10 protein-coding genes are annotated in these 12,186 nt (G+C 71.5%); all 10 read right to left on the minus strand.

Going from position 1 to position 12,186, the window contains the following annotated elements:
* Positions 1-131: 131 nt before the first annotated feature.
* The 10 genes from ACIQU6_RS07940 to ACIQU6_RS07985 all read right to left on the minus strand — a co-directional run bounded on the left by ACIQU6_RS07940 (position 132) and on the right by ACIQU6_RS07985 (position 12,146).
* Entirely contained in the window at positions 132-1,514 is a 1,383-nt protein-coding gene (locus ACIQU6_RS07940) for an aspartate aminotransferase family protein (protein WP_403480759.1), read from the minus strand.
* Positions 1,515-1,594: 80 nt separating this feature from the next.
* Complete coding sequence (gene hpnH, locus ACIQU6_RS07945) at positions 1,595-2,620, minus strand: adenosyl-hopene transferase HpnH (protein WP_403480760.1); 1,026 nt, start codon at positions 2,618-2,620, stop codon at positions 1,595-1,597.
* A 5-nt stretch (positions 2,621-2,625) separates the two neighbouring features.
* Positions 2,626-3,282 carry a 1-hydroxy-2-methyl-2-butenyl 4-diphosphate reductase gene (locus ACIQU6_RS07950; RefSeq protein WP_403480761.1) on the minus strand — a complete coding sequence of 219 codons (657 nt, stop codon included), beginning with the start codon at positions 3,280-3,282 and terminating at the stop codon, positions 2,626-2,628.
* Complete coding sequence (shc, locus tag ACIQU6_RS07955) at positions 3,282-5,339, minus strand: squalene--hopene cyclase (RefSeq protein ID WP_403480762.1); 2,058 nt, start codon at positions 5,337-5,339, stop codon at positions 3,282-3,284. Before shc ends, ACIQU6_RS07950 begins: the two co-directional genes overlap by 1 nt.
* A 107-nt stretch (positions 5,340-5,446) precedes the next feature.
* Positions 5,447-6,562: a polyprenyl synthetase family protein gene (locus ACIQU6_RS07960; RefSeq protein ID WP_403480763.1), complete on the minus strand. Its 1,116-nt coding sequence runs from the start codon at positions 6,560-6,562 to the stop codon at positions 5,447-5,449.
* On the minus strand, positions 6,559-8,016 hold the full coding sequence (gene hpnE / locus ACIQU6_RS07965; protein WP_403480764.1) for a hydroxysqualene dehydroxylase HpnE: 1,458 nt from the start codon (positions 8,014-8,016) through the stop codon (positions 6,559-6,561). The genes ACIQU6_RS07960 and hpnE overlap by 4 nt, the downstream gene beginning before the upstream one ends.
* A gap of 100 nt (positions 8,017-8,116) precedes the next feature.
* On the minus strand, positions 8,117-9,040 hold the full coding sequence (gene hpnD, locus ACIQU6_RS07970; RefSeq protein ID WP_403480796.1) for a presqualene diphosphate synthase HpnD: 924 nt from the start codon (positions 9,038-9,040) through the stop codon (positions 8,117-8,119).
* 26 nt (positions 9,041-9,066) lie between these two features.
* Positions 9,067-9,933, minus strand: coding sequence for a squalene synthase HpnC (gene hpnC / locus ACIQU6_RS07975; protein WP_403480765.1), 867 nt, complete (start codon positions 9,931-9,933; stop codon positions 9,067-9,069).
* 487 nt (positions 9,934-10,420) lie between these two features.
* Positions 10,421-11,212: an ABC transporter ATP-binding protein gene (locus ACIQU6_RS07980; RefSeq protein WP_403480797.1), complete on the minus strand. Its 792-nt coding sequence runs from the start codon at positions 11,210-11,212 to the stop codon at positions 10,421-10,423.
* A gap of 4 nt (positions 11,213-11,216) precedes the next feature.
* Entirely contained in the window at positions 11,217-12,146 is a 930-nt protein-coding gene (locus tag ACIQU6_RS07985) for an ABC transporter permease (protein WP_403480766.1), read from the minus strand.
* Between the last annotated feature and the right edge of the window lie 40 nt (positions 12,147-12,186).

Genomic DNA, 12,186 nt, shown 5'->3' on the forward strand with positions numbered 1-12,186 from the left:
GCTGCACCGCTCGGCGACGCTCCCGGCCGCCGTCACCAGCCGCGTCGCGCGGTGCACCGCGAGAAGGCCGAACGGCCGCTCGTGGTGCACCGCGGCGCGCACCGTCGCCCCTGCCGTCCCCCGTGTGCCGGTCAGCGGTTGGCGACCGCCTGTTTGACCAGCGTCCGCCCGAAGTCCCACATCAGGCCGCCGCCGCTGTGGGCGTCGTCCATGACGGCCGTGAACGCCTCGACGAAGCGGTCCACCTCCCGTTCGCCGATGATCAACGGCGGAATCAGCTTGATGACCTCCAGGTGGTCGCCGGAGACCTGGGTCAGGATGCGGTGCCGCTGCAACAGCGGCACCACGACCATCTGCGCGAACAGGCCCTTCCGGGCGGCCTGCAGCATCGTCCAACGGCTGCGCAGCCCCAGCGACTTGGGCCGTCCGAACTCGATGCCGATCATCAGGCCGCGGCCGCGCACCTCGTGCAGCAGCTCGTAGCGGTCGACCAGCCCCGCCAGCCGGGAGCGCAGCAGCTCGCCGGTGTGCCGGGCGTTGGCGACGACCTGCTCGTCCTCCATGACCGAGAGCACCGCCAAACCGGCCGCCATCGCCTGGGCGTTGGCGCCGAAGCTGGCGGAGTGCACCAGCACCCGGTCCATGGACGAGTAGACCTTCTTGAAGATCCAGTCCTTGCCCAGGGTGGCGCTGACCGGGACGTAGCCGCCGGAGAGCGCCTTGGCGACGCAGACCAGGTCCGGCTCCACGCTCTCCTCGTGCTGGAAGGCGAAGAAGTCGCCGGTGCGGCCGAGGCCGGTCTGCACCTCGTCGACGATCAGCAGCGCCTTGTGCCGGTGCAGCAACTCCTGGGCGGCGCGCAGGAATCCGGGCGGCGCGGCGGTGACGCCCTTGCCCTGAACGGGCTCGACGACGAAGGCCGCCACGTCCCCGCGCCGCAACTCCCGCTCCAGCGCGTCCAGATCGCCCAGCTCGACGGCGGTGTCCGGCAGCAGCGGGGCGAAGCCGTCCCGGAAGCCGTCCTCGCCGTTGACGGAGAGCGCGCCGGTGGTCAGGCCGTGGAAGCCGTGCGTGCAGTAGACGACGCGCGGGCGGCCGGTGACGTAGCGGGCGAACTTCAGGGCGGTCTCGACGGCCTCGGTGCCGCTGTTGCCGAAGAACACCCGGTCCAGGTGGGGCGCGTGGCCCAGCAGCTTCTCGGCGAGCAGCCCGGGCAGCGGCGGGCAGTCGAAGCGGGTGAGGTCGGCGAGTTGGGCGTCGAGGACGTCGTGCAGCGCCCGGCGGACGACCGGGTGGTGCCGGCCCAGGCCCATCACGCCGAAGCCGGCGAGCATGTCGAGGTAGTCCCGGCCGTCGGCGTCGTAGAAGTAGGCGCCTTCGGCGCGTTCGTAGACCTTGTCGAAGCCGATGGTGTGCAGCATCCGCGGGAGCTGGTGGTTGAGGTGGCGGCCGTGCAGGTCGTAGCGCTCGCCGCCGCGTTCGGCGAGCAGCTCGGTGAGGTCGAATCCGGTCACGGTGATCTCCTTACGGGCGGGCGGCGAAGACGGGTCGGGGGCGCCGGGGCCCGGTGGCCCCGGCGCCCCCGTTCACCGGGTCACCCGCGGTTGCCCGCGACGGTCTCCTTGGCCGCCCGGAGGGACTCCTTCAGCGAGCCCATGGTGGCCAGCACGGCGGTGGGCTCGTAGCCGCAGTGCGCCATGCAGTTGGCGCACCGCGGGTCCTTGCCGCGGCCGTACTTCTCCCAGTCGGTCTCCTCGATCAGCTCCCGGTACGTCGGGACGTAGCCGTCGCTCATCAGGTAGCAGGGACGCTGCCAGCCGAAGAGCGAGTAGTTGGGGATCGCCCAGGCCGTGCACGGGAAGTCCGCCTTGCCCTCCAGGAAGTCCAGGAAGAGCGGGCTGTGGTTGAGCCGCCAGCGCCGCCGGTTGCCGCCGGCGAACGCCTTGCGGAACAGCTCCCTGGTCTGTTCCACGCCGAGGAAGTGCTCCTGGTCGGGGGCCTTTTCGTAGGCGTAGGCGGGCGAGAGCATCATCTCGTCGACCTTCAGGTCGTCGTTGAGGAAGTTGAGGACCTCGATGATGGTCTGCGGGGTGTCGGTGTTGAAGAAGGTGGAATTGGTGGTGACCCGGAAGCCGCGCCGCTTGGCCTCCTTGATGGCCGCCACCGCCTCGTCGAACACGCCCTCCTTCGCGACGGATTCGTCGTGCCGCTCCCGCATCCCGTCGATGTGCACCGCGAAGGCGAAGTACGGCGAGGGCGTGAACTTCTCCATCTTCTTGCGCAGCAGCATCGCGTTGGTGCACAGGAAGACGTACTTCCGGCGGGCCACCAACTGCCGGACGATCTCGTCGATCTGAGGGTGCATCAGGGGCTCGCCGCCGGCGATGGAGACCATCGGGGCGCCGGATTCCAGCACCGCTCCCACCGCCTGGGCCACCGGCATCCGCTGCTTCAGAACTCCGGCCGGGTGCTGGATCTTTCCGCAGCCCTCGCACTTCAGGTTGCAGGCGAAGAGCGGCTCCAGCTCGACAATGAGCGGGAACTTCTCCCGCTTGCGCAGCACCCTCTGTTCAAACAGATAGGTCCCGACCCGGATGGTTTGGCGAAGCGGCATGGCCATCTGGCTCACCTCCTGGGGAGCGGCAAAGAACGGTGCCAGTCAAAGAGAACGGGGAATACCGAGCGCAGCACACAGAAGGCCGATATTCCCCCGCGTACCGTCCCGATGCGCACGAGTTCGTGTTCCGGGGAGTCCACGACCACCCGGACGGCCGCAACCGCGGGGCTGCCGCACCGCACCGCCGTCCGCAGCGTCGCGGCGGACTCCATGTCCACCGCGATCGCGCCCTCGGCGTGCAACGCGGCCCGCTCCGCACCCCGTACGACGTGGTCGGAGCCGCGCAACAGTCCGGTGTGCACCCGCAGATCGCGCGCCCGCAGGGCGCGCACCAGGGGGCCGTTGTCGCGACACGGCACGTCCGGGACGCCGCTTTGGTGGTCCCGGGTGGCCTCGGCGACGATCACGTCCCCGGGCCGCATTCCCGGGGCCAGCCCCGCGCAGAAGCCGCTGGCCACCACCGGCGAGCCCGCGGTGGGCGCGCCCTCCCCCAGCGCGTTCGCCAGGGCGCGCTCCGCCGCCTGCGGCCCCATGCCGGTCCGCAGCATGACCGCGGGCGCCCCGGCGGGCCCCGGGTCACCGCCCCGCAGCGCGAACCGTTCGATGCCGAGCGCACAGGCGACCAGCAGTGGCGGCTCCGCGTCCTGCGGGGGGCGTCTTGGCATCAGTCCCCCACCGGTGCCCCGGCGGTGGGGCCGGTGGCCGGTCCGCCGTGGACGTAGCGGCCGAGGGCGGTCAGCGGGAAGACCTGGCGGTAGAGGTGGTAGTTGATGGAGAAGTCCCAGGGGAAGCCGGTGCCGGTGAAGTACGGCTCGTCCCAGGAGCCGTCCGGCAGTTGACTCTCCACCAGCCAGCGCACCCCGCTGCGCACCGCCTCGCCGTCCCGCTCGCCGACCGCGAGCAGCGCCATCAGCGCCCAGGCGGTCTGCGAGGCGGTGGAGGCGCCGCGCCCGGCCCAGCCGTCCCGGTCCCGGTACGAGCGCTGGTCCTCGCCCCAGCCGCCGTCCGCGTTCTGCACCCGCTCCAGCCAGCCGACGGCGCGGCGGACAGCGGGGTGCTCGGCGGGGATGCCGACCGCGGCCAGGGCGGGCAGCACCGAGCCGGTGCCGTAGACGTAGTTGGTGCCCCAGCGCCCGAACCAGGCGCCGCACGGCTCCTGTTCGGCCAGCAGCCAGGCGACGCCGCGGCGGGCGCGCGGGTCGTGGCCGCGCCCGACCTCGGCGAACATCTCCACGACGTGCGCGGTGACGTCGGCCGACGGCGGGTCGATCACCTCGCCGAAGTCGCAGAACGGCAGCCGGTTGGGGAACGGGCTGGTGTTGTCGGCGTCGAAGGCGCCCCAGGCGCCGTTCCTCGACTGCATCCCGGCGTTCCAGCGCACCGCCCGGTCGATCGACTCCCGCACCCGCTGCGGGTCGGGGTGCCGCACCCGGCGCAGCGCCAGGACCACCTCGGCGGTGTCGTCGATGTCCGGGTAGTTGCCGTTGTGGAACTCGAACGCCCAACCGCCGGAGGGGAGTTGGGGGCGGCGCACGGACCAGTCGCCGGGCCGGTCGATCTGTTCGCCCAGCATCCAGTCGGCGGCCCTGACCAACTGCGGGTGGTCGGCGGGCACTCCGGCGTCGGCCAGCGCGATGGTGGCCAGGCAGGTGTCCCAGACCGGTGACTGGCAGGCTTCGACCATCCGGACGCCGTCCGCGCGCCAGACCGCGAACCGCTCCAGGGATTCCAGGCCGGCCCGCAGCACGGGGTGGTCGAGGTCGTAGCCGAGCAGGTGCAGGGCGATGAGGGAGTAGACGGCGGGGGGCTGGATGCCGCCCCAGCAGCCGTCGTTCTCCTGCCGCTCGACGATCCAGCGGGCGGCCGAGCGCATCGCCGCGGCCCGCGGCCGGCGCAGGGCGACCTTGTGGTAGAGGTGCAGCGCCTTGTCCAGGCGCTGGAAGAGGCCGTCCCAGCTCGTGGTGCGGGCGAGCGGGCGCGGCGGGTTGGGGACGGCGGGGTCGGTGTGCAGCTCGTCGAGGGCGAACGGCGCCGGACGGACCGGGCGGGTGGCCGAGACGATGGTGAGCGGCACGATGGTCTGCCGGGCCCAGCAGCCGAAGGCGTAGATGCTGAGCGGGAACCACTTGGGGAAGTAGATGAGTTCCGGGGGGAGTTGGGGCAGGTCGTTCCAGTTCCACCAGCCGAAGAGGGCGAGCCAGATCCGGGTGAAGACCCGGGAGGCGGCGATGCCGCCCTGCTCGCGGATCCAGGCGGACGCGGTGGCCATGTGCGGGGCGCCCGGGGCGTCGCCGGCCAGCCGCAGCGCCACGTACGCCTCGATGGTGGTGGAGAGATCGCCGGGCCCGCCGTAGAAGGTGGCCCAGGTGCCGTCCGGGCGCTGCTCGCCGCGGATGTGCCGGGCGGCGGCCTCGGTGAGCTTCGGGTCCTGGATGCCCAGGAACTGACGGAGCAGCAGATCCTCTGCGTCCATCGTGACGTTGGTTTCCAGGTCGCCCTTCCACCAGCCGGCGGGGTCCTGGACGGAGAGCAGGTAGTCGGTGGCGCGGGCGGTCGCCTCGCGCGCGGCGTCCGCCGTGCCCTGCAGCACGGCGGTGCGTTGTCTGCCGGCCGGGTCGGCCTGCTCGGCCGTGTCGGTCACGGTCTTCTCGGTGTCGGCTTCGTTGGCCGAGGGGGCCCCGGGCGCCAGCGCCCCGGTGCTTCCGTCGGTCGTCGCTGTCATGGCTTCCCCTTCGTGCAGTGAACTGTCAATGCGTGACCAGGGATTCCGTCGGCCGGCGCCGGGAGGGCGCCGGCCGGCGACTGCGAGCTAGTTCGTGTTGATGGTCATCATCTCTCTCGTACGACGACGAAGTCCGCGAGCGCGACGAGCTGCGCACGGATCCGTTCGGGCATGTCGATCTCGTCCAGGGCGGCGATGGCGGTGGCGTGCTGACGGCGGGCCTCCTCGGAGGTCCACTCGCGGCCGCCGGCCTCCTCGATCAACGCCGCGCGGGAGGCGAACTCTTCCTCGGTGAAGTCGGCGATCTCGGTCTCGGTCTTCTTGGCGTCGGCGGCCAGGATGCCGGCGAGCCGCTCCGAGGCGGGCCCGCCGGCCGCGAGCGCGGCGACGACGGGCAGCGACTTCTTGCGCTGCCGCAGGTCGCTCCAGGTCTGCTTGCCGGTGGCGTCCGGGTCGCCCCAGATGCCCAACAGGTCGTCGACGGCCTGGAAGGCGAGGCCGAGGTGGTAGCCGTAGCGCTCCAGGATGTCCGCGGTCCGGTCGTCGGCGCCGCCGAGGACGGCACCGATGGAGACCGCGCAGGCCAGCAGCGCGCCGGTCTTGTTGCCCTCCATCTCCAGGCACTCCTCGACGGTGACCCGCTCGCGGTGCTCGTAGGAGATGTCCTGGGCCTGACCGTCGATCAACTTGCGGGTGGCCACGGTGAGTCGACGCGTGGCGCGGCCCGCGTCGACGGTGCCTAGCTCCAGCAGTATTTCGTTGGCCAGCGCGAACAGCGCGTCGCCGACGAGGATGGCCTGGGCCGGACCGTGCACCTTCCAGACGGTGTCGCGGTGCCGGCGCTGCTCGTCGCCGTCCATCAGGTCGTCGTGCAGCAGCGAGAAGTTGTGCACCAGCTCGACGGCGACCGCGCCGGGAACGCCGACCTCGGGGCCCTTGCCCGCGACCTCGGCGGAGAGCAGGGCGAGCGCGGGCCGCACGGCCTTGCCGCTGTCACCGTCGCTGGGGTTGCCCTCCGCGTCGATCCACCCGAAGTGGTAGGCGGCGACGGTGTCCATGGGAGGGGCGAGCCTGGATACGGCGGCACGCAGCACGGGAGTGGCGAGCGTCCGCCCGCGCTCCAGCAGCGCGGTGACGCTCGCGGTGTCGATAGCCGGGGAAGCCACGGTTTCTCCTCTGTTTCCGATGCTTGTGCTCGTGCGGGCACGCAGATGCGTCGTCATGCCGCCTCCTGAGGCAACTGGGCCTGCGGGACGCCGAGTTCGGAGAGTGCCTCACGGGCGGCTGTGGTGCCGCTGCGGATGGCGCCCTCCATGGACGCGGGCCACCCGGTGGCGGTCCACGCACCGGCCAGGAAGAGGCCGGGGGCTTGGGTACGGGCGGACGGGCGGAGCCGGCCGACGCCGGGGACGGGCGCGAAGGTCGCGGTGCGCTCGCGGGTGACGAAGAAGTCGAGGATCCGGGCGCCCCGGGCGGCCGGCAACAGTCGTTCCAACTCGGGGAGGTAGCGGGCGCGGAGCTTGGCGACCGGTTGGTCGATCTCCTCCTGCGCGGCGGACTGCGACAGGGCCAGGTACTGACTGCGTTCGTGGCCTGCGGTGCGGGCCAGCCCCGAGGCGTCGGTGCGGTCGAAGACCCACTGCACCGGCGAGCCGATCGCCGCGAAGAACGGGCGGCGCACCACCTTGCGGTCGTAGATGACGTGGACGTTGAGGATCGGTGCGGTGCCGATGCCCAGCAGCCGGTCCCGCTCGGGCAGCGCGCCGTCCGGCAGCAGGGCGTGCGCCTCGCGCTGCGGCACGGCGAGCACGACCGTGTCCGCGGCGAGCGTCTCGGTGCCGTGCGGGCCGTTCTCCACCGCGACCCGCCAGCCGGCGCCGTCGCGGGTGACGGCCGCGGCCCGGGTGCGCAGGGCGGTGCGGACGCCGGCCTTGTCCAGTGCGGCGGCGGCGCGGGTGTGGTGGAGTTCGCCGAGCGGGGTCCGGGCCCAGCCGATGTCGGCGGCACCGGGGTCGGAGAGCAGTCCGGTCTTGAAGACCTTGGCGGCCAGGCCCAACGAGACGTCCCCGGCGGGGGCGTTGAGGGTGGCGACACCCACGAGGTCCCACAGCGCCTCGATGGCGCGCGGGCTCTGGCCGTGCCGGCGCAGCCAACTGCCGAAGTCGGTGGCATCCAACTCCGGGTCGGCCGGGTCCAGTTGCTGGAGCGCGAGGGTGGCGCGGACCACGCCGGCCCGCTCGGCGAGCGAGAGGTGCGGGTAGAGCGCCAGGCTCTTGGCCAGGTGGAGCGGCACTGGCAGGGCGGTGCGCCGCAGCCGGCCGAGCCGCATCAGGTCGGCGTCCAGGACCGGCACGTCCATGCGTTCCTGGAGCGGTGCCAGGCGCTCGGCGCCGAGCCGCGCCAGATGGTCGCCGTAGGCGGTGCAGCAACGCAGGTAGACGTGCTGGCCGTTGTCGACGGTCAGCGGCCCGACGGCCGAGTCGCGGCGGAAGGAGAAGACCAGCCCGCCGAGCCGCGGCCGGCCCTCGACCAGCGTGACCCGCAGGCCCGCGTCGGCCAGCGCCAACGCCGCGGTGGTGCCCGCGAGTCCGCCCCCGATGACCACCGCGGCCGCCCCTTCGGGACGGCCGGAGGGTCGGATCGGGTCGCGCCCGGGCAGCGTGGCTCCCGCTGTCATGCGTTCTCCCCCCTCACGCCTGTCAAGGACGCCTCCGACCGGCGAAGGGTTGCCCGCCGCACCGATTCCGGATCATGGCCGGGGTGCGCGGTCCGGCACGTCATCCACGCCTCCTGACCGCCTGCCGGCGGCCGATCGCCCGCGCGTCGAGCCCGGAGAGCCCGCGCACCGCGACGAACGCCTTCTCCCGGCCGGGCAGCGAGACCCGGCCGCGCAGCACCGCCTCCGGGTCGTCGGCGATCCGCGTCAGCAGCCGGTGGTAGATCCCGGCCATCGCCGCCACGCAGGCGCCGCTGCGACGGTCGAGCATCGGCAGCAGCCGGAAGCCGTCCGCGAACAGCGCGCGGGCCCGCCGGACCTCGAACTGCACCAGCCCGGTGAAGTCGGCGCCGGGCGGCGGCACCGGACCGTTGAACCCGGCCGAGCAGCCGAACTTGGCGAGGTCCTCGGCCGGGAGGTACGTCCGCCCGTTGCCCGCGTCTTCGCGAACATCCCTGAGGATATTGGTGAGTTGGAGCGCAAGCCCCAGCGTATCGGCGTATTCGGGGGCGTGTTCGGCGTCGGGTGCGCCGGGTACCGTGCCGAACACCCCGAGTGAGAGCCGGCCGATCCCCCCGGCGACGCAGCGGCAGTAGACCTTCAGCTCGTCCCAGGTCTCGTAGGTCTCGCCGCGGACGTCCGCCAGCACCCCGTCGATCAACTCGTCCAACGCGTCGAGCGGAACGGGGAAGCGCCGGGCGGTGTCGGCGAGCGCGACGGCCACCGGATCGGTGTCGTCCTCCTCGATCCGGCCGTCCTTGACACGGCCGAGCAGGGCGCGGGTGTCCGCCAGCCGCCGGCGCTTGGCGTCGAGGTCCAGATCGCCGTCGCCGATGTCGTCGACCCGGCGGGAGAAGGCGTACAGCGCCGACATGGCCTGCCGCTTGTCGGCCGGCAACAGCCGGATCCCGTACGCGAAGTTGCGCGCCTGCTGCCCGGTGACCGTCTCGCAGTAGCGGTACGCAGCGAGCACCGGCGCGGACATCTGTGTGGTGGTCTCCACGGTCCGACTCACCCCTCTCGTCGCAATGTCGCCCCGACCTCGCGCAGCAGGCTGAGCTTGGTCGGCTTGGGCGGTCCGGGGAGCACGTCGTGATCGGCGGCCGCGACCGCCTGGAGCGCGGCGCGCCCGCCGGCGACGAAGCCGGCCAGCAGCAGCCGGAGCCGCCCCTGCACGCTGTTCACCAGCGGCGTGCCCCGGTCCAGCAGTTCCCCGGCGCGCTCGGCCTGGAAGGCGATGAGCGCCCGCACCGACGGTCCGCCGGTCGGCGCGGCCAGATCGTCCTCGGTGACCCCGAAGCTCTTCATGTCGTCGGCGGGGAGGTAGATCCGGTCCCGGCCGAGGTCCTCGGCCACGTCCTGGATGTGCTCGACGATCTGGAGCGCGGTGCAGATGGCGTCCGAGAGGCGGACGCGCTCGGGGCTGGAGGTGCCGGTGACGCCGAGCACGAGCCGGCCGACGGGGTTGGCGGACAGCTCGCAGTAGGCGGCGAGGTCGTCGTAGGTGGCGTAGCGACTGACCCGCTGGTCCTGGCGGTTGGCCTCGATCAGGCCGAGGAACGGCTCGGGGGTCAGCCCGCAGCGGCGGACGGTCGGACCGAGCCGGCGCATCAGCGGGTGCTTGGGGCCGGGCGCGCGGTCGCTGAAGACCCGGTGGAGGTCGGCCTCCAGGGCGTCGAGCAGCGCCGGACGGTCGTCGTACCGGGTGCGCTCCAGGCCGAGCAGGACGGCGTCGCCGCCGCCGGGGGCCAGGTCGCCGTCGCCGATGTCGTCGACGAGGCGGGCGAAGCCGTACAGGGCCATCAGGTCGGCGCGCCAGGCGCGGGGCAGGAAGAACGGCGCGACGGGGAAGTTCTCGTGCGCGGCCTGATCGAGCACGGTGCGCGTGTGGTCCCTCCCGCCACTCACCGCCACCTTCCGGAGGAAGGCGCGACGCGCCTGCTCGTCTCCTCGGCTCACCGGGGGCTACCCGGCGCGTTGTGGAGCCGGAGCGAACCAGTAGCCATTGCCGTCACGTCTCCCGTTCTACACCGCCGAGCCAAAACAACCCATTTCGGACACGCCGCAGCGTGGGGGCGCCTCCCGCTCGATGAGCGTAGCCGAAAGTGGAGGGGCGCCCTCCGATCGAGCTTCATCGCTCGCCGGGGTGAATATTGCCCGACTTGCACCAATTTTTCCGTTCAGTACCCGTACAGCTTACGCCGTACATCTAGGCGTCGATCGATCGGGTACCGAAGCCCCAGGCAACGACCTAACCAACGTCACAGGATGCTCAACCGTTCCCGTATTCACGGGAGTTGACTATTTCTTCACGTTCGAAGGCCCCCGCGAACGGACTCGCGAGGGCCTTGCGCGAAGGGGCGGGCTATTTGCCCGTTTCCTTCTCGTACGCCTTGATGACCTCGTCCGTCGGGCCGTCCATCAGCAGCTCGCCCCGCTCCAGCCACAGCACGCGATCACAGGTGTCCCGGATCGAATTGTTGTTGTGGCTGACCAGGAAGACCGTACCCGCATCCTTGCGGAGCTCGCGGATGCGGGCCTCGGAGCGCTTCTGGAAGGCCCGGTCACCGGTGGCCAGCGCCTCGTCGATGAGCAGCACGTCGTGGTCCTTGGCCGCCGCGATGGAGAACCGCAGCCGGGCCGCCATACCGGACGAATAGGTGCGCATCGGCAGGGAGATGAAGTCGCCCTTCTCGTTGATGCCGGAGAAGTCGACGATGCCGTCGTAGCGCTCGCGGATCTGCTCACGGGACATGCCCATCGCCAGACCGCCGAGGATGACGTTCTTCTCGCCCGTCAGGTCGTTCATCAGGGCCGCGTTCACGCCCAGCAGCGAGGGCTGGCCGTGGGTGTAGACCTTGCCGCGCTCGGCGGGCAGCAGCCCGGCGATCGCCTTGAGGAGCGTCGACTTGCCGGAGCCGTTGGAGCCGATCAGGCCGATCGACTCACCCTTGTACGCGGTGAAGGAGACGCCCTTGACCGCGTGCACCTCGCGCACGCCCATCGACGGTCGGCGCCGGATGATGCGGCTGAGCGCGGCGGTCGCGCTGCCCTTGCCGGCGCCGGTGCCGTAAACCCGGTAGACGATGTGCAGTTCGTCCGCGATCACCGTCGGGACCTGCTCCTGCGCCACCTCGGTCGGCTGGACGCCTTCCATCTGCTCAGCCACGTCCGTACCGCTCCTCAGCCTTCCAGAAGTACACAAAGCCCGCGGCGCCCGCCAGCACCGCCCAGCCGAGCGCGAACGCCCAGACGTGCGGCGGCAACTGGCTCGCCTTGAAGCTGTCGATCAGCGCGAACCGGATCAGGTCGATGTAGACGGCGGCCGGGTTGCCGTAGAGCAGCACCTCGACCCAGTGCGGGACGTGCTTGCCCTTGAGGATCACGCTGATGCTGAACATCACGCCGGACGCGTACATCCACGTCCGCATGATGAAGGGCATCAACTGCGCCAGGTCCGGGGTCTTGCTGCCGAGCCGGGCCATGATCATCGCCAGGCCGGTGTTGAACACGAACTGGAGCAGCAGCGCGGGCAGCACCAGCAGCCAGGACCAGGTCGGCACCTGCCCGAAGGCGAGCAGGATGACCACCAGCACGCCCATGGAGAACAGCAGTTGCTGCAACTGCATCAGGCAGAACGAGATCGGCAGGCAGGCCCGCGGGAAGTGCAGCGCACGCACCAGACCGAGGTTGCCGGAGATCGCCCGGGTGCCGGCCATCACCGAGCTCTGGGTGAAGGTGAAGATGAAGACACCGGTCACCAGGAACGGGACGTAGTCCGGGACGCCCTTACGGGTGCCGATCAGCAGACCGAAGATGAGGTAGTAGACGAGCGCGTTCAGCAGCGGCGTCGCCACCTGCCAGACCTGACCCAGCTTCGCCTGGCTGAACTGCGCGGTCAGCTTGGCGCTGGCGAAGGCGGAGATGAAATGCCGGCGGGCCCAAAGCTGCCGGACGTACTCCACAAGGCTGGGCCGGGCCCCGCTCTGCGCCAGTCCGTACTTCTCGGCCCGCTGGAGGGGGCTGAGACCTTCGTCGGCGGATGGCGGGGCACTCATGGCGACCGCACTGTCGTGCGTAGTCTCGCTCACAGTTGACACTTTCGTCCTCAAGGTGCGCTGCCGGGGACGC

The sequence above is a fragment of the Streptomyces sp. NPDC090442 genome, from assembly GCF_044769405.1.
Taxonomy (GTDB): Bacteria; Actinomycetota; Actinomycetes; order Streptomycetales; family Streptomycetaceae; genus Streptomyces.